14 protein-coding genes are annotated in these 16,429 nt (G+C 71.6%); 4 read left to right on the top strand and 10 right to left on the bottom strand.

Features of this window, described 5'->3' with window-relative positions; genetic code table 11:
* Positions 1–749: 749 nt before the first annotated feature.
* Positions 750–1,814 carry a 2,3-butanediol dehydrogenase gene (locus AB0E67_RS11455; protein WP_362024169.1) on the top strand — a complete coding sequence of 355 codons (1,065 nt, stop codon included), beginning with the start codon at positions 750–752 and terminating at the stop codon, positions 1,812–1,814.
* 148 nt (positions 1,815–1,962) lie between these two features.
* Here the strand turns inward: AB0E67_RS11455 and AB0E67_RS11450 are convergent, their stop codons facing one another.
* Positions 1,963–3,651 (bottom strand): CocE/NonD family hydrolase, encoded by a 1,689-nt coding sequence (locus tag AB0E67_RS11450; protein ID WP_362024647.1) that lies wholly within the window; start codon positions 3,649–3,651, stop codon positions 1,963–1,965.
* A 197-nt stretch (positions 3,652–3,848) separates the two neighbouring features.
* Here AB0E67_RS11450 and AB0E67_RS11445 point away from each other — a divergent pair, with 197 nt between their 5' ends.
* Positions 3,849–4,565 (top strand): TetR/AcrR family transcriptional regulator C-terminal domain-containing protein, encoded by a 717-nt coding sequence (locus AB0E67_RS11445; protein ID WP_362024645.1) that lies wholly within the window; start codon positions 3,849–3,851, stop codon positions 4,563–4,565.
* A 259-nt stretch (positions 4,566–4,824) separates the two neighbouring features.
* On the opposite strand, the gene AB0E67_RS11440 is transcribed toward AB0E67_RS11445, so the two are convergent.
* The 5 genes from AB0E67_RS11440 to AB0E67_RS11420 all read right to left on the bottom strand — a co-directional run bounded on the left by AB0E67_RS11440 (position 4,825) and on the right by AB0E67_RS11420 (position 10,114).
* Positions 4,825–5,232 (bottom strand): hypothetical protein, encoded by a 408-nt coding sequence (locus AB0E67_RS11440; RefSeq protein WP_362024166.1) that lies wholly within the window; start codon positions 5,230–5,232, stop codon positions 4,825–4,827.
* 150 nt (positions 5,233–5,382) lie between these two features.
* Positions 5,383–6,429, bottom strand: a complete 1,047-nt coding sequence (locus tag AB0E67_RS11435) for a helix-turn-helix domain-containing protein (RefSeq protein WP_362024163.1) — start codon at positions 6,427–6,429, stop codon at positions 5,383–5,385.
* A gap of 225 nt (positions 6,430–6,654) precedes the next feature.
* The gene (locus tag AB0E67_RS11430) at positions 6,655–7,455 is read right to left on the bottom strand and encodes a 2OG-Fe(II) oxygenase (RefSeq protein ID WP_362024160.1); all 801 of its coding nucleotides are present in this window, start codon (positions 7,453–7,455) and stop codon (positions 6,655–6,657) included.
* A 50-nt stretch (positions 7,456–7,505) separates the two neighbouring features.
* The gene (locus tag AB0E67_RS11425; protein ID WP_362024157.1) at positions 7,506–8,723 is read right to left on the bottom strand and encodes a hypothetical protein; all 1,218 of its coding nucleotides are present in this window, start codon (positions 8,721–8,723) and stop codon (positions 7,506–7,508) included.
* The gene (locus tag AB0E67_RS11420; RefSeq protein WP_362024155.1) at positions 8,720–10,114 is read right to left on the bottom strand and encodes a hypothetical protein; all 1,395 of its coding nucleotides are present in this window, start codon (positions 10,112–10,114) and stop codon (positions 8,720–8,722) included. The genes AB0E67_RS11425 and AB0E67_RS11420 overlap by 4 nt, the downstream gene beginning before the upstream one ends.
* A 158-nt stretch (positions 10,115–10,272) precedes the next feature.
* Here AB0E67_RS11420 and AB0E67_RS11415 point away from each other — a divergent pair, with 158 nt between their 5' ends.
* Positions 10,273–11,631: a lysine 2,3-aminomutase gene (locus tag AB0E67_RS11415; RefSeq protein WP_362024152.1), complete on the top strand. Its 1,359-nt coding sequence runs from the start codon at positions 10,273–10,275 to the stop codon at positions 11,629–11,631.
* The gene (locus tag AB0E67_RS11410) at positions 11,631–12,911 is read left to right on the top strand and encodes a pyridoxal phosphate-dependent aminotransferase (RefSeq protein ID WP_362024149.1); all 1,281 of its coding nucleotides are present in this window, start codon (positions 11,631–11,633) and stop codon (positions 12,909–12,911) included. Before AB0E67_RS11415 ends, AB0E67_RS11410 begins: the two co-directional genes overlap by 1 nt.
* Here AB0E67_RS11410 and AB0E67_RS11405 read toward each other — a convergent pair.
* Genes AB0E67_RS11405 through AB0E67_RS11390 form a run of 4 tightly spaced genes read right to left on the bottom strand, consistent with a single transcriptional unit; the run spans position 12,899 to position 16,273 of the window.
* Positions 12,899–13,516, bottom strand: a complete 618-nt coding sequence (locus AB0E67_RS11405; RefSeq protein WP_362024146.1) for a 2OG-Fe(II) oxygenase — start codon at positions 13,514–13,516, stop codon at positions 12,899–12,901. The two genes, AB0E67_RS11410 and AB0E67_RS11405, sit on opposite strands and share 13 nt — an antisense overlap.
* Positions 13,510–14,139 (bottom strand): hypothetical protein, encoded by a 630-nt coding sequence (locus AB0E67_RS11400; RefSeq protein WP_362024143.1) that lies wholly within the window; start codon positions 14,137–14,139, stop codon positions 13,510–13,512. The genes AB0E67_RS11405 and AB0E67_RS11400 overlap by 7 nt, the downstream gene beginning before the upstream one ends.
* Complete coding sequence (locus tag AB0E67_RS11395) at positions 14,136–15,245, bottom strand: aminotransferase class I/II-fold pyridoxal phosphate-dependent enzyme (RefSeq protein ID WP_362024140.1); 1,110 nt, start codon at positions 15,243–15,245, stop codon at positions 14,136–14,138. The genes AB0E67_RS11400 and AB0E67_RS11395 overlap by 4 nt, the downstream gene beginning before the upstream one ends.
* Complete coding sequence (locus tag AB0E67_RS11390; protein WP_362024137.1) at positions 15,242–16,273, bottom strand: radical SAM protein; 1,032 nt, start codon at positions 16,271–16,273, stop codon at positions 15,242–15,244. The genes AB0E67_RS11395 and AB0E67_RS11390 overlap by 4 nt, the downstream gene beginning before the upstream one ends.
* Positions 16,274–16,429 lie beyond the last annotated feature (156 nt).

Raw genomic sequence — 16,429 nt, 5'->3', positions numbered from 1 at the left:
AGACGGTAGAACCCCTGGAGGCTGATCGCGCTCCAGTCGCCCGTCCACGACGTACTTCAGGCCGCGGGTCCGACCTCGGCGGTTGCGCCAGGTGAGTCGTTCCAGAAGCTCACCGGGTATCGGCCGGTCGAAGCGCACAGGCGTCGCGTCCACGTGCACCGCGGTGGCGCCGCAACCGCTGGCGCCGAGCACGGACCAGTCGGCGTGTCCGGGAAACGCCGGGTCCTGCCATGTCGCGGGAGCGGATCCGCGGCAGGCGCGCCGCTCCAGGTCGATCACCCGCATCCGGCTCACCACGAACACCTCGCGCCGGTTGACGTGCAGCGCGTACACCTCGTCCCCGGCGCGGGCACCCGACCAGGCAGGAAGGGAGGTGTGGATCCCGCTGAAGGCGACCGGCGGCCGTTCGCCCACCCGGCCCTCCTTGCGCAGGGCACGGCACGTGGCTTGGGTCCACAGGACGGTGAAGGCATCCGACATGCCGTGATCGTACGAACGAGGACCGACAACCTCACCGGACCGCCGGTCATCGATGACCATCCGCTCCGCACGGAGCGTCACGGGGCGCACCCGTTCGACGGGCCTCGGCCGCACCTTCCGGCCCGGGAGGCGGGCCGGGCATCTGACCGTATTGCACCGTATTGTTTAATTGTTGACGTGAATGCGCCGCGCGAGGCTCGCACACCTCACTCCACGGCACGACTTGTCACGAGGTGTGAGCGGAAAATGAACGAAGGAGCCAGTTCGAAGTGAAGGCCGCACGCTACTACGACCGTGGTGACATCCGTATCGAGGACGTCCCGGAGCCCACTGTCCGGCCCGGCACCGTGGGCATCGACGTCGCGTACTGCGGGATCTGCGGTACCGACCTGCACGAGTACCTCGACGGACCGATCTTCGTCCCGCCGGCCGGCCACCCGCACCCGGTCTCGGGCGAGTCCGCGCCCGTGACGCTCGGCCACGAGATGTCCGGCGTCGTGTACGAGGTGGGCGAAGGCGTCGAGGGCTTGAAGCCGGGCGACCGCGTCGTCGTCGAGCCCTACATCCTGCGCCCCGAGGTCGACACCAGCGAGAACAACCCGACCTATCACATCTCGCCCGACATGAACTTCATCGGGCTGGGCGGCCGCGGCGGCGGGCTCGCGGAGAAGATCGTCGTCGAGCGCCGGTGGGTCCACCCGGTCGGTGACGTCCCGCTGGACCAAGCCGCCCTCATCGAGCCGCTGTCGGTGGCGTACCACGCGTTCGAGCGCTCAGGCGCGAAGGCGGGCGACTTCGCCCTCGTCGGCGGCGCCGGTCCCATCGGACTCCTCACCTGCGCGGTGCTCAAGGCGATGGGTGTCGAGGTCGCGGTCAGCGAGCTCAGCTCGCTGCGTCGGCAGAAGGCGCTGGACGCCAAGGTCGCCGACCACGTCATCGACCCCGCCACCACCGACGTCGCCGAGGAGGTCCGGCGCCTCACCGGCGGCAAGGGCGCGGACGTCGCGTTCGAGGCCACGTCCGTCAACGTCGTCCTCGACACCCTGTTCGACGCGGTCAGGCCGGGCGGTGTCATCACCGTCATCTCGATCTGGGGCAAGCCGGCCTCGATCGACATGCAGAAGCTCGTCCTCAAGGAGGTCGACCTGCGCGGCACGATCGCCTACGTCAACTCCCACCCGCAGACCATCAGGCTGGTGCAGGAGGGGCGCGTCGACCTGGCGCCGTTCATCACCAAGACGATCGGCCTGGACGACCTCGTCGCCGACGGTTTCGAGACCCTGATCCACCACAACGAGACGGCCGTCAAGATCCTGGTGGACCCCAACCTCTGACCGGCCGTCGGACCGGCCACGGGTTACCGGGGCTCGTTCGTCACCGCGTCACCGCCTGCGGCGAGCGTGGCCGCCGCAGGCGGAACAGGTTCTTCAACAGCACCGGGATGCCGTCGCCCCGAGAACACCGGAATCGCGAGCACCGGGATCACGCGGGTCCCGTATCGCGCGGAAGCAGCAGGGCCGAGCCCGCGTGGAGCGTGATGCGCACCGGTGCGAAGACGGTGGCGTCCACCGACGACTCGCCGGTGCCGGTGCCGCGGGCGTAGCGCGGATGGGCGCCTCCGCTGATCTGCCAGCGTATGCGGTGGCCGACGCGGAAGCGATGGGCCGTGGAACTCATCGACACGATGGTGCGTGAGGGCGCCTGCCCGGTCGGCGAGGCCGCCTGCCCGGTCGTCGAAGACGCTTCTTCGGCTGTCGTGGACGCCTCTTCCGCAGTCGAAGGCGTCTCCTCGGTCGTCCGGAGCCGGCCGAGCCCGTCGCAGACGTTGACGGAGCGGCCTTGTGGGTCGACGTCGCACAAGCGGGTGAAGACGTCGGCGTGGCCGGTGTCCGTGGAGACGCTCAGCAGTGCGGAGACCGGTCCGAGGACGTCCACGGGCTCGGTCAACGGGGGAGTGGTGAAGGTCAGGACGTCGTCCCGGGCTTCCAGGGCGCGGTTGTCGCGCGGACCGGCGGTGCGGGAGAGCAGCGGGCCGCCGAGGGACGGGGTGGGGTCGGCCGGGTCGTAGCGGAACGTCGTCAGCGGCGTGGAGTCCGTGGGCGCCTGCGGGGTGAGCTGCCCGTCGGGGCCGGGATACCACGAGGTGGCGGCCGCGGCCGGCGGCCAGTCGTCGAGGTCCCGCCAGGTGTCGTCGCCGCCGAGGTGCACGCGCACCGCGGTGGGACGCCGGCCGGAGGGGTCGGCGTACAGATGGGAGCGCAGCCACGCGAGGCTCTCGGCGAACACCTCGGGCCAGCCCTGCTGCAGGGCGGAGGTGTGGGTCCAGGGGCCGACGAGCAGGGCGGTCTCGCATCCGGCCCGACGCAGCCGTTCGTACTGCTCGAAGGTCTGGTCGACCAGCGCGTCGTGCCACCCGGTGATCAGGCTCGTGGGCACGTCGAGCCGCTCGGCCGCCTCGGCCGGGGAAGCGCCGCGCCAGTACGGGTCGGTGGCGTCCGGGTGTGTCATCACGTCGTCCAGCCAGGGCACTTCGCCCCCGAGGGCGGACGCGTACGACCCGCGCAGCGGCTGCGCGGTGGTGACGGCGCGCAGGCGGCGCTGGAGACGCAGTGTCGCCCTCAGGAACGGTGCCATGCCCTGGTGCTGGTAGGTCATGCCCACCCCGACGGCGAGGGCGTTCTCCAGGCGCAGCACACCGTCCGCGTGGAACAGGGCGTAGGGATCGTGCAGGCCCACCTGCACCACCATCGCCTTCAGTTCCGGCGGTGGATCCAGGGCGAGGGCCCATTGCACGTAACCCAGGTAACTGGGACCGACGGTTCCCAGCGATCCGTCGAACCAGGGCTGTTCGCGCAGCCAGGACACCGTGGCCAGGCCGTCGGCGGCCTCGTTGCGCCACAGGTCGAACACGCCGCCCGAGCCGCCGGTGCCGCGGCAGCTCTGCAGGACCACGTGAAAGCCCTGTTCGGCGAAGAGCAGGCCGTACATGGGGGACCACGGCAGGCCCCGGCCGTAAGGGGAGCGGACCAGGAGGGTGGGGAAGTCGCCCTCCGCGCACGGGAAGTAGTGGTCGGTGATCAACGGGCTGCCGTCGGCGGCGGGCACCACCAGTCCGGGCTCCCATCCGACGTCGTGCCGTTTCGCCGGGAGACCTCGCCAGGTCGCCCTCATCATCCGCGAGGACAGCGGCGGCTTTCCGGCGGGTCGTACCCGGGCCGGTCCGGTCGTGGCGTCGGGCGTGCGTGACGGCATCGATCCCCTCCTTTATTACGTACGTTGTACGAGAATAGAGGATGCTTGGATGCCTTGCACAAGGACCCACCTGTCTCGACGACAACCACGACAAGCAGGAAGAGGAGCGCGAGAACGTGCCCCGTGACGGAGGATCCGGCGCCGCAGGCATCGATCCCGAACAGCTCTGGCTGCGTCCCGACGAGCCGCGCAGGGGCCGCAGACCCTCCTTCAGCCGCGAGGCGATCACGGCGGCGGCCGTCGCCCTTGCGGACGCGGAAGGAATCGAAGCGGTCACCATGCGGCGGGTCGCCGCCGAGGTCGGAGCGGGCGTCATGTCGCTCTACAGCTACGCCCCCGACAAGGAGACGCTGCTGGAGCTGATGGTCGATCATGTCAGCGGCGAACTGACGGTCACGGGCCCGCCCACCGGCGACTGGCGTGCCGACCTGAAGACCGTCGCCCACCTGCAGCGCGCCCACATGCTGCGCCATCCCTGGCTGCCCGCCGCTCTGACGACCCGTCGCGTTCCGGGCCCCAACACACTGGCCTTCCTGGAACACGCGCTCGCCGCCCTCCGGCCCACCGGACTGGACGGTGCGGCGAAGCTGGAGGTCTTCGCCCAGCTCACCGCGTTCGTGGCCGGGCACGTCGGCCACGAGGTCGCGCAGGCCGCTGTCTCAGGGTCCCCGGACCGGGCCGCGGCCGAGATGCGCTACCTGGCCGCCATCGCCGCGGACGGCCGTCACCCGGAGCTCGCCGAGGCCCTGTCCGCCCCCGGACGGTCCCTCACCGCCGAAGCCACCTTCACCCGGTTCCTCAACCGGCTGATCGACGGCCTCGAGACCGGCTGAGTCCGCTCTGCCCGTTCCCGTGAACGTCGCGCCGGTTCTCATGAGCGTCGCGCCCGTCCGCACGTACGAGGCCGAGAAGGCGTCCCCGTACCCATGAGCCGCCGCCCCATGAGGCCGCCGCGCGGGCGATCCCGCCCTGACCGGTCCGGACGTGCCACGTGCCCCGAGGAGACTTGACGACGTCCTCGGGGCCGGCCGCCGACCGTACGCGCCGGAACAGGCGCCACAGGTGCCGCGTGCCCGCGGGCGACTACGGGTGCTACAGGCGTTCCTGGACCCACGAGGAGCAGCGGACACCCGAGACGCAGACCTTCCATTCCAGAGTCGCGTCAGGCCAGTTGTAGGGGAGGTACTCGTCCGTCCAGGTGCCGTTGCCCTTGTCGTTCACGACCTCGTCCCAGTAGGTGTCCACGTGCCAGCTGATGAACACGCTGTGACCGTCGCGTTCGGTGTCGCCCACACCGAACATGAGTTTCGCCGGGTCGAAGTAGCCGTAGGCGCCCGTGATGACCCGGTTCTGGGCCGAAGCCGGTGACGTCACCCCCACGGCCATCGCGAGCGCCACCGCCGGGACGGCGAGGAGCCGGGCGAGACGTCTCGCCGAGGTCATCCCCCGGTGGGCGCACGACGAGTCGGTAGCGGTGTCGGTCCGGTTGGTGTGTCGCATGATTCCTCCTGTTGTCCCGGCCCGCCGGCCGGTCCGGCGAACGGCCCGGCTGTGGCCGTCGACCGGTTCGGGGACGGGTGGCCGTGCCGCCTGATGGGTGCTCACATCGTCACGGCGGCCCGGGGACGGAACTTGGCGCTGCGCGCCGTACTACTTGGCGGGGCGTGCCGTGGAGGGAACGTCGGCGGACGCGGCTCGGTGCCGGAAGGCGCGGGGGCTGAGCCCGTACGCCGCCCGGAAGGCGCGGCTGAACTCGGCGGGTGCCGGGAACCCCCAGCGGGCCGCGAGGACGGCGATCGGGTATTCGGTCAGCCGTGGGTCCGCGAGGTCGGCGTGGCAGCGTTCCAGGCGGCGGCGACGGATCGAGGCCGCCACGGTCTCCTGCCGGTCGCGGAAGAGCCGGTGGAGCGAGCGCAGGGACATGTGGTGGTGCGCCGCGACATGGGCGGGGGTCAGGTCCGCGCTCCCGAGGTTGCGCTCCATGTAGGAGTCGATCCGTGCGCGCAGGACCTGTCGGACGGACTCCGGCGATTGAGGATGCCGGGCGTCGGCGTGCTCGGCGAGGAACGCGGCGGCGAGATCGACCGCGATCGTTCCGAGCCGAAGACGCTCGCCCGCGCCGAGATCGGCCGCCCGGTCCCGGACGGTGGTCAGGTACTGGCGGAGGACCTGCCCCGTCACCCCGTCCGCGGCGAGCCGCCGGGACAGGACCCGGTCGGCCCGGCCCGCGGGCAACGGAAGCGCGTCCCTGGGTATCCGCAGCAATGTGACGCGGCCCTGCCCGCGCTCATCCGGAACGCAGGCGTCCAACGGGTGGGAGGTGTCGAAGAGGACCAGGCTGCCGGTGTCGACCTCGGCCTCGTTGCCGCACTGGCTGACGCCCATGGGGCTGCCGCAGATCAGGGCGAGCTGGTACGTCTCGGGATCACCGCGCCTGATGTGCCGCGGTGTCCGTGTGGCATGGAGCGACTCGAAGACGAGATGTGTGAGCTGTACGGAGCCGAGCTCCACCGCGGCGACATGGGCTTCGAAGCCGTGGGCATGGACACTGCTGAGGGAGAAGGGGGCGATGTTCTCCCGTACCAGTTCCACGTACCAGTCGAACCTGTCACCCCGCGGCAGCTCACCGCTCGACATCGAGACCAGGGAGCCGGTACCGGTACCCCTGCCGCCCGCCGGTCCCCGTTCCTCTGGCATGACCACCATCATGAGCGTGACGCTCGGGGTGCGACAAGAAGCGGTGTTCGGCCGGGGGATCCGGGGCCCTCGGCAACCGCCGTGTGCGGTTGCCGAGAGGAACGGAGCGTCCTGGGAGGCGGCGCCCGGCGACGGGCCCGGAGCCCTGACGGTCCACGGGTGAAGCCGGGCCCGTTGTTGTGCTCGTCGCTGGAATCGTCTCCGGATTCGTCGCCGGGCCCTTCGTCAGCTCCAGTAGACCAGCGGGCGGTCAGGTCCGGTGGAGCCTATGAACGCGGCCATGCCGACCCGGTGTCCGGTGGGGCTGGAGGTGACCGCGTGCAGCATTGCCGAGCTGAAGACGATGAGGTCGCCGGGGCGGGGGTGGAACCGGAGTGCGGGTGGCTCGACGGTGTCGGGGGAAAGCCCTTCGACGTCCAGGATCACCTTGCTCTCCTCGGCGGTGGGTTCGCGGAGCCAGAGCAGCAACTCACCCCCGTCGTCGGGTACTTCGAGGTAGACGTTGGCGGTGAGCTGTTCCACGAGCCCGGCGGCCTCGGGGGCGTCGGTCTCCTGCTCCAGGCGGTCGTTGTGCGGCAGCAGTTGCGAGACGCCGGGCTGGAAGACACGGAGCGCGCCGACGAAGCAGGCCCGGTCCCGCAGGCGCAGCAGGTTGGCACCGGCGGGCCAGAGTTCCTGGAGCAGCAACCGCAGATGGTCGATGGGCGACAGCTGCGGCAGGAACATCGAACGGATGTCGTGGATGGCCGGTACCGCGCCGTCGTTGTACTGCCGGATGAGTTCCGGGTCGAAGGCGGTGTCCACGTGGGGCATGTGCACCCGGCCCACGGAACTGGACAGTTCCTTGTGGTACGAGCCGAGGGCCCTGTGGCGCAGTGTGCGCTCGGCCGCCTGCCGGGCGAAGTCGGCCGGGTAGAAGCCCGGTACGTGGATCGCGGCGATCTCGCGGGCGGCGAGCCGGAGCAGGCTCTCGGCGGTGAGGGCCGTGGCGGTCTCCGGCCGGGGGCGCGTGGTGGTCGTCTGCATGTGGGCTCCTCGCTGAAGGTGGTGGGAGAGGGGCTGGCGGCGGGGCGGGGTCAGTCCCAGCAGACGGCGTCGAGCCACCAGTCCTGCACGGTCCGCAGCGCGCCCGGCAGGTCGTGGGCGTCGGGGAGCGCGAAGATCAGCTGGGCGACGCTGTCGTTGGCGGAGCGCGGGCCCGGGTAGTGACGGCCCTGGACGCCGCTGGTGCGGTACCGGACGGCGCCGGGGAGCGGGCAGTGCTCGGGGATCCGGCGCAGGGTCCCCGCGCGGGGCAGGAACCAGCCGTGCCCGTGCGCCGGGCCCGGCTCGTGCCATCGGACCTGGTCCGAGCGGCCGGCCTGGCCCAGGAGAGCGGCCTGGTAGAGGTTGAGGCCGAACGAGAGCTCGTGCACCTCGACGATGCCCGCGCCGCCCGCGCGGCAGGCGATCTCGCAGAGGACGATCTCGTCGTCGGGGGTGTGGAACAGCTCGGCGTGGAAGGGCAGGACGCCCGGGGCGGCGGGCAGTGCGGCCACCACCTCGGCGGTCGCGTCGACCAGCCGGCGGCACAGCGGGTCGTCGGCGGGGAGCATGCCGCTGACCAGGGGAGCGGACGTGTGGTAGTTGGCCCACTGGGTGTTGAGGTAGAGGGCGGGCCATCCGTGGAGCAGGACGCCGTCGGCCATGACGCCGTTGACGTGGTAGACCTCGCCCTTGATCCAGGCCTCCGCCAGCATGGCGGACGGTTCGCCCTCGCCCGCCCACTCCTCGAGGAACCGGCGCAGCGCGGGGCGGTCGGCGAGCACCGACATGCCCACCGCGCCACCGCCGGTGAGGCGCTTGACGACGAGGGGGAACCCGTGTGCGTCGGCGAAGTCGAGGAGGCCCGACGCATCGGTGACGTACCGCATGGGGGCGACCGGGATGCCGCCCGCGGCCGCCGTCGCCTTCATGGTGTGCTTGTGGGTGAACGCGAGGGCGCTCTCCTCGTCCTGGCCCGGCAGACCGAACGCGCGGCGCAGGCGGGCGGCACGCACCAGGTCGCCTTCGGCGACGGTCAGGATCCGTCGGACGTCGTACGCGCGGCACAGCTCCGCGAGCCGTTCGGTGGCGGCCGGGCCGTCGTAGTCGTCGGCGATCTCCAGATGGCGCACCGAGCGTGCGACGGCGTCGGCGTCCCGGCCGGTCAGGGCGGAGGGGTCGGTGAAGACCACCAGTTCGTCGGCCGCGTCCGGGAACCACTGCGGCAGCCGGTCGAGGAGGGGGCGGCGGTTGACGAGCAGCATGGTCATGGGCGCTCCCCGGAGGAGGTGCCGCGGAGGGTGCCGCGGACACCGTCGTCCGTGCAGGAGACCAGGCCCGGGGTGCCGAGCGCGGCGGCGAATTCGGCCATGGCAGGGCCGATCAGCCGGTCGCCGGAGGTCGGCCGGATCTCCAGGACGTCGGCCGCGCCGTCCTCGATCCGGTACCGGATCACCGCGCCCCCGGTGGCCGTGAACTCCCGCCCGTCGAGCGCGATACGCGCTCCGGGGCCCGGTGCGACGGTGCCCGAATAGGACGGGCGGCGTCGGATGGCGTCGCAGAACGCCTCCTCCACGTGGCGCGGGGCGAGGTCCGCGATGCCGGGGAGCCGCTCCTGCACCGCGCGGTGGAAGAGGTAGACGGGGAATCCGGGCAGGCCGGAGCGGACGCCGAGCCCCCCGCCGGCCCGCGGGTTGAGCTCGGTGGCCCGGAAGCCGTCGGGCGTCAGCAGGCCGTCGACGGTGAAGATGCCGCGGAAGCCGGTGTGTTCGATCAGGTAGCGGCCCGCCCGGTGGACGTGGCGCTCGATCTCCTCGCGGACGCCGGGACCGGGGCGCCACCAGGTGGAGGTGCCGCAGTAGAAGAAGGCGCCGGTGTCGGGGGAGCGCAGCATCGCCTCCTCCGCCGGGTCGAACACCGCGATCCCGTCGTCCATCGCCAGGGCCTGGGTGCTGCACGGCACCCCGGCGACGAACTCCGCGACCCGTACCCGGTGCGTGCGCCCGGCGAACTCCCGCAGCGCGGAGTCGAGTTCGTGGGGGTGCCGGACCCAGCGCAGGGCCCTGCCCGCACCCTGGATGCCGGCGGTGGAGTCCATCGCGAGCACGACGCCGCGCCCCGTGTCGAGCAGCGCCGCCCGCTTCCGCAGCGTCGGGTCGGCCAGGTCGAGGACGGCGTGCCGGGGCGACGGCACGCCGGTGGCGGCCCATAGTTCCTCGATGCGGGTCTTGTCCTCCCAATGGGCCCATTCGGGACGGCGCCAGCCGTGCACCGCCCGGCCGCAGAACTTCTCCACCTCCGTCCAGATGGTCCCGACGGCCAGACAGGAGCCGTCCGGGTCCAGGTCGTCCAGCCAGGCCGCCAGATCGCCCGGCGGCTCCCGCAGCCAGGCGTCGAACTCGTGTCGCTCCACGGGGGTGCCGGGACCGGCCATGCTCCACCGCGGCACGCCCGGCAGCGCGCCGGGGGCCGGCGGGGTGCCCGACACCACGGCCGCCACGGTGGCCCCGCAGGTGGCCAGTTCGTCGGCGAGCACGAGGGTGCTCGTCGTCACCCGGTGGGCCAGCAGCACCACCCGTCGGCCCCGCCAGAATCCGCGAAGCACCTCGGTGGCATGCGCAATGAGCTCTTTCGGTCCCGCCGTTCCGGGCTGTCCCTTCATATTTCTCGCAATCCTTCCGCCGTCTTCCGTAATCCTTGCGTCATCTGTCATTCTTTACGCGCAACTCGAACTCTGGTAAATTCGACGCCCTGTCCGGCCGGGTCCGGTCGATCGCTGGAACCCGTTTCCCGTAGCGCCCGTTCCATCAAGGGGATGTAATGTCCTTATTCGAGTCGATTCGCACTTCGGGTGATATGCAGGGCGGTACCAGATTTTCCGCCCATGGTCCGCGCAAGATTTCCGTGATAGCCCGTAGGTTCGGGATTCCGCGCGAGGTAGAAGAAACCGTTCGGCTGCTCTCCCTGGTGCTTCCCTTCCGAGTGAACGACTATGTGCTGTCGCAGCTCATCGATTGGAAGAACCTCGACGTCGACCCGATGTTCCAGCTGGTTTTCCCGCAGCGTGGGATGCTTTCCGAATCCGACGAGAAAACCCTTGCAGAGATATCCGGCACGGGGGATCGGAAACGTATCGCCGAGGTCGTGCGCGATATTCGGACACGACTGAACCCGCACCCGGCCCAGCAGCAGGACCTGAATGTTCCGCAGGATTCGCTCGGGCCGATTCCCGGTGTGCAGCACAAATACCGGGAAACCCTGCTCTACTTCCCGTCCAGCGGTCAGACCTGCCACGCCTATTGCACCTACTGCTTTCGGTGGGCCCAGTTCGTGGGCGACCAGGAACTCCGTTTCGCGGCGGCGGACCCGAGCCGGGCGGTGGCGTACCTGCGCAGGCACCCCGACATCACCGATGTGCTGGTGACCGGCGGGGACCCGATGGTGATGTCCAGCGCCCGGCTGCGACAGCACCTGGAGCCCTTCCTGGACGTCGAGAGCGTCCGCACGATCCGCATCGGCACCAAGTCCGTCGCCTACTGGCCGCAGCGCTTCGTGACCGACGACGACGCGGACGAGGCCCTCGCCTTCTTCGAACGGGTGGTGGCCGGCGGCCGGACGCTCGCGGTGATGGCGCACTTCAGCCACGAGGTCGAGATCCGCCCGGACATCGCCCGGCGCGCGCTGTCCCGGATCCGCGACACCGGCGCGGTGATCTACTGCCAGGCCCCGCTGATGGCCCACGTCAACGACGAAGCCGCGGCGTGGGAGAAGCTCTGGCGCGCCGAACTCGCGGCCGGGACGGTGCCGTACTACCTGCTGATGTCGCGGGACACCGGACCGCACGAGTACTTCCGGGTCCCCGTCGACCGCGCCGTGCGGATCTACCAGGACGCCTACCGGCGGCTGCCGGGGCTCGCCCGCACGGTCCGCGGCCCGGTGATGTCCACGACCGCGGGCAAGGTCGTCGTGGACGGCGTGGAGGAGGCTCATGACGGCCGCGCCTTCCGGCTCCGGCTGCTGCAGGCGCGCGACCCCGCGCTGGTCGGGCGGCCGTTCCGGGCCCGGCACTCGGCCACCGCGGCCTGGCTGGACGAGCTTTGCCTGACCGACGACACCCCGCCCGACCTCGCCCGCGCCCTGCTCCCGGACACCGCCACCCACTCCCGGAGGAGCCTGTGATGACCTCCCGGTTCCGGATCGCGCCGAACCTGGCACTCGACGAGAAGGTGGCCCGGCTCCGGGCCGCCGGCACCGCCGTCGTCCACCTCGGCTTCGGGGAGTCGCGGCTCCCGCTCCCCGCCGAGGTCCGCGACCTGCTCGTCGCGGGCACCGACCGCCGCGGCTACGACGCGGTGGCCGGTGCGGAGGACGCACGGGCCGCGGTCGCCGGCTACTTCACCCGGCGCGGCCTGCCGACGGACCCGGACCGGATCGTCCTCGCGCCCGGCAGCAAGCCGCTGCTGATGGCGCTGACCGCGGTGATCGACGGGGACGTGGTGCTCCCCGACCCGTCCTGGGTCACCTACGCCCCCCAGGCCCGGCTGTTCGGCCGCCGCGTCCGGCCGGTCGCCATCCCCGGGGAGCACGGCGGGGTGCCGGACCCCGACCTGCTCGCCGAGACTCTGCGCGCCGCCCGTCGCGCCGGCAGCGCTCCACGGCTGCTCGTGCTGACCCTCCCGGACAATCCGACCGGCACGCTCGCCCCGCCGGAACTGGTGCGGCGGGTGTGCGCGGTGGCCGAACGGGAGGACCTGCTGATCGTCTCCGACGAGATCTACCGGGACCTGCCGCACCGCCCGCAGGAGCCGTTCCTCAGCCCCGCCGAGATCCTGCCGGACCGCACCGTCGTGACGACCGGACTCAGCAAGAGCCTGGCACTGGGCGGCTGGCGGATCGGCGCCGCCCGCTTCCCGGCCGGTGCCGTCGGCGACCGGCTGCGGGACGACGTCCTGGCGGTGGCCAGCGAAGTCTGGTCCACCATGCCGGGGCCCATGCAGGAAGTGGCCGCCGGAGTCTTCGCCGAACCGCCGGTGATCGTCCGTCACCTCCGCGACAGCGCACGGCTGCACGCCACCGTCACCGCGGCGGTGCACCGCATCGTGACGGACGCCGGCGCGCACTGCCGGGCACCGGGCGGCGGCTTCTACCTCTACCCCGACTTCGAACCGGCACGGGCGGTCCTGGCCGCGCGCGGGGTACGCGACGGCGGCGCCCTCCAGGACCATCTGCTGGAGAAACACGGTGTGGCGGTGCTCGCCGGCCACCACTTCGGCGACGCCCCCGAAGCCCTCCGGTTCCGGATCGCCACCAGTCTGCTGTCCGGGGAGACCGACGAGGAGCGCTGGGCGGCGCTGCGGGCCGACGACCCGCTGCGCCTCCCGCACATCGCGGTGGTCCTGGACCGGCTGGCCGAGGCGTTCCAACGGCTGGTGCACCGGCCCTCCCGTCATGCCCAGTAGTGCACGAGGAGGCTGCGCCGCTGTACCGGCCTGCGTACGGGCAGCACCTGGTGCCACGACCGGTCGGAGCGGACCAGCACGGCCGCCGTCCCCAGATGCGGCTCCACCCGGGTGTTCTCGTCGTCCGGGTCGCTGGAGCACAGGATGCTCAGCTCGCCGCCGTCGGCCGCCGACCAGTGCGTCGACAGATAGAGGATCAGGGAGACCAGCTTGTCGGAGCGGTCGGTGTGCGGGCCCAGGAAGCACCCCTCCGTGTAGCAGGAGGCGCGGATCTCCAGCGTGGCGTCGGCGAGCTCCACGCCCGCCGCCCGGGACACCGCCACGGTGAAGCCCGGTGTCCGCAGCTCGTCCACCAGCCCGCGCCAGGCCGGGGTCAACCGGCGGGTGAGGGGCAGCTCCCGGCCCTGGTCGACCAGCGGCGCCGACAGCATGCGGTACTCCTTCTCCGCCCCCGCTCGCGCCGTCCTCAACCGGAGGTGCGCGAGCGGGAATTCCCGCGCGACCGCCAGGGCGGTCCGCGGCGAGTCGAAGCTCTCGGTCACCGTGCCCCAACGGTACGGATCGTCCTGCATCTTCGCGTTCTCGAACGCGGAAAGGCTCAACACCTGCCACTCCCTTCTCCGGTGCGGTCTGTGGGGAGACCTCGTCCGAGGTCCGTGAGGACGGCCTCGGCATCGGCGCGGCTGCGCAGGACGACGACCGGGACGTCGCCGCGGGCGTCGAGGCACGCCGTGATGCCGGGCAGCGTCCGGCGACGGAAGGCCAGGATGAAGCGGGCGAAGGACACCGGGCGGTCGGCGACCCGGCGGCGTCCCGCACCCAGCCGCATGTAGTGGGGGAGCCGGTCCTCGGCCGCTCGGGCGTGGCGCAGCAGCCGGCGCAGATACGCGGCGAGGCACAGCACCGGGGCCCGGTCGATCAGCACCACCGCCTCGGCCCGGGCCAGCCGCTCCGGCAGCGTGGCGGCGTGGTTGCCGTCGACGACCCATTCCTGCCCGGCACTCAGCCGCCGCACCTCCGCACGCCATTCCTCCGGCGGCGTCGCCGACCAGTCCGGCCCGAAGTACAGGTCGTCGAGATGGACGACGGGGAGGCCGGTCAGCGCGGCCAGACGCACGGCGAACGTGGTCTTCCCCGCGCCGGGGCAGCCGATGACCAGCACCCGGCGGGCGGTGGCCAGGGCGGTCGACGACAGGCCCCCGGGCGGCCGCCGGGCGGGGACCGTCATGGCGCCCCCGCCCGCTGTTCGCGGCCCCGGACGAACGCGCCGAGGGCGTCCAGCAGTCCGTCCGTGGTCTCCTTGTCGGCGGTGGAGACCCGCAGGTGGTGGGGGAGTCCGAACCTGGCCAGATGGCGTACCGCGTACCCGCGCGCGGCGAGCCCGGCCACGCACTCGGCCGCCGCCTCCGGGGTCGTGCACCGCACCGGCACGAAGTTTCCCCGGGACCGCTCGGAACTGCCGCCCACGAGCCGCGGCAGCTCGGTTGCGAGCCGCTCCCGCGAGGCGTTCAGCTCCGCGTGGATTCGGGTGAACTCCTCGGTTCGAGAGGCGAGTTCGAGTCCCACCCGCAGGGCGGGGCCGCTCACCGGGTTCGTGACGTTCCAACGCTGGATGTGGTCCGCGACCTCCGGGCTCCCGCAGGCGCACACGGCCAGGCGCGTCCCGGCCAGGCCGTACTCCTTGCTGAACGACCGCACCACGATCACCTGCGGCCACCCGGACACCCGGGTGAACACCCGCTCCGGCGCGTACGCGGCGTACGCCTCGTCGATGATCAGCATGTGACGGTGCGCGGCACAGGCATCGGCCAGCGCCGCCACCTCCTCGGCCGCCCACCACGCTCCGGTGGGACCGTTCGGATTGGAGACCGCGACCAGGGAACCCGGAGGGAGCCGTCGTACCGCGGCCAGGAACTCCGCCGGCGAGAACCCTTCGCCGGGCCGGTAGTCGACGCACTCCACGGCGAACCCCGTCAGGGCCGCGTACGGGAAGATCTGGCCGTAGTTGGGCCGCTGGGTCAGCAGTACCCGGCCCGGCGCGGCGAAGGCGTGCAGCACCGCCCGGTACGCCTGGTCGGAACCGGCGGTGAACAGCAGACCGGCGGCCGGCACTCCGAGGAGCCCGGCGAAGCGGTCCCGTGCCACCGCGTAGTCCGGGTACGAGATCCAGTCCTCGGGCCGCAGCCCGGCGACCGCCTCCGTGAGCAACCGGGCCACGGCGGGGTGGCACATCTCGTTGTTGGACAGGTTCACCCGCGACGTGGTGCTCCGCCGCCAGTGCGGCCGGACTCCGGCGTCGGACGCGGTGAAGTGCTCCCGCAGCCAGTCGGTCATGACCGGCTCCGCCGGGGTATGACCTCGTGCACGGCGGTGACCGGTGCGTCGGGGTCGAACAGGACGCGGTAGTACCGCTCGGCGTCCTCGGGCTCCTCGCCCGGCCGGAACAGCTGGCGGTTGAAGGAGGCGACGCTCGGCTCGTCCATGTCGGCGCGCATGTCGTCGAAGTCGGTGTAGATCGTGGGCCGCACCCGGCCGCCGATCTCGCGGACCGCCTCGATCGTGCGGGCGACGCCGGCGAACGAGGTGCCCGGCAGCCCCAGGATGACGAAGCAGTTGAGTTCGATGCCCGCGGCGCGGCAGGCGTCCGCGGTCTCCCGGAAGCGCTGCTCGGCGACGTGCTTGGCCCGGGGCAGGGCGGCGTGACCGGCCGGCTCCAGCGTTTCGAGGCCCACACTGATCCGGATGCAGCCGGCCGCTCCCATGCGCCGGATCAGTTCCTCGTCGAGGTGGTGCAGGGTGGTGGTGCACTTCCACGGAATGCCGATCCCCGACGCCTCGTACGCGTCACAGAATTCATGCACCCATCGCTTGCGGAGGGTGAAGGTCGGGGCGTACATCGACACATACTCGAACGGCATGGTGCCGGCCATTTCGGAGATGTACGAGATGATCCGGGGAATGGGAACCCGCCGCTCGGCCTTGCCCTCCCTGCCGGGTATTTCGCAGAACGCGCAGTTCACCGGGCAGCCACGGGCAACCGGGACGACCAGTTCCCGACGCTTGGGAATTCCGCAGAACCGCGCGGTGTCGTCGGCGTAGAGCAGGTCGTACGCCTCGTAGGGAATCTCCGTCACGTCCGGCAGCGGGAGTTCGTCGTCCCGCAGCAGGCGCGGAGTGCGGTCCGGCGGGCGCCAGTCGCCGCCCTCCCGGCGCCAGACCGTGTCCGGCAGCGGCTCCCCGGCCAGTTGGGCGCGGACCAGGTCCGCGATGGCGGACTCCGGGTCGCCGGGGCCGACGACGGCGTCCAGGTCGAATCTCCGGAAGAATTCAGGGAGATGCGCACTGAGTCGTCCGAAAGTCACTATCCGGACTTCGGGTGCCAGCGTCCGGGCATAGTGTGTGATACGTTCCAGACTTCCGGTCGAATCAAAGTCGTTGGCCACCGCCAAGATATCCGGCTGCTCCATCAGGAGATCGCCCATCGACTTCCAGGTGACATTCAGAGCTGCCGCATCGAC

The organism is Streptomyces sp. NPDC032161 (genome assembly GCF_040636995.1).
Classification (GTDB): Bacteria; Actinomycetota; Actinomycetes; order Streptomycetales; family Streptomycetaceae; genus Streptomyces.
The sequence above is the reverse complement of the archived record's forward strand: the minus strand, read 5'-3'. Positions and strand labels throughout refer to the sequence as shown.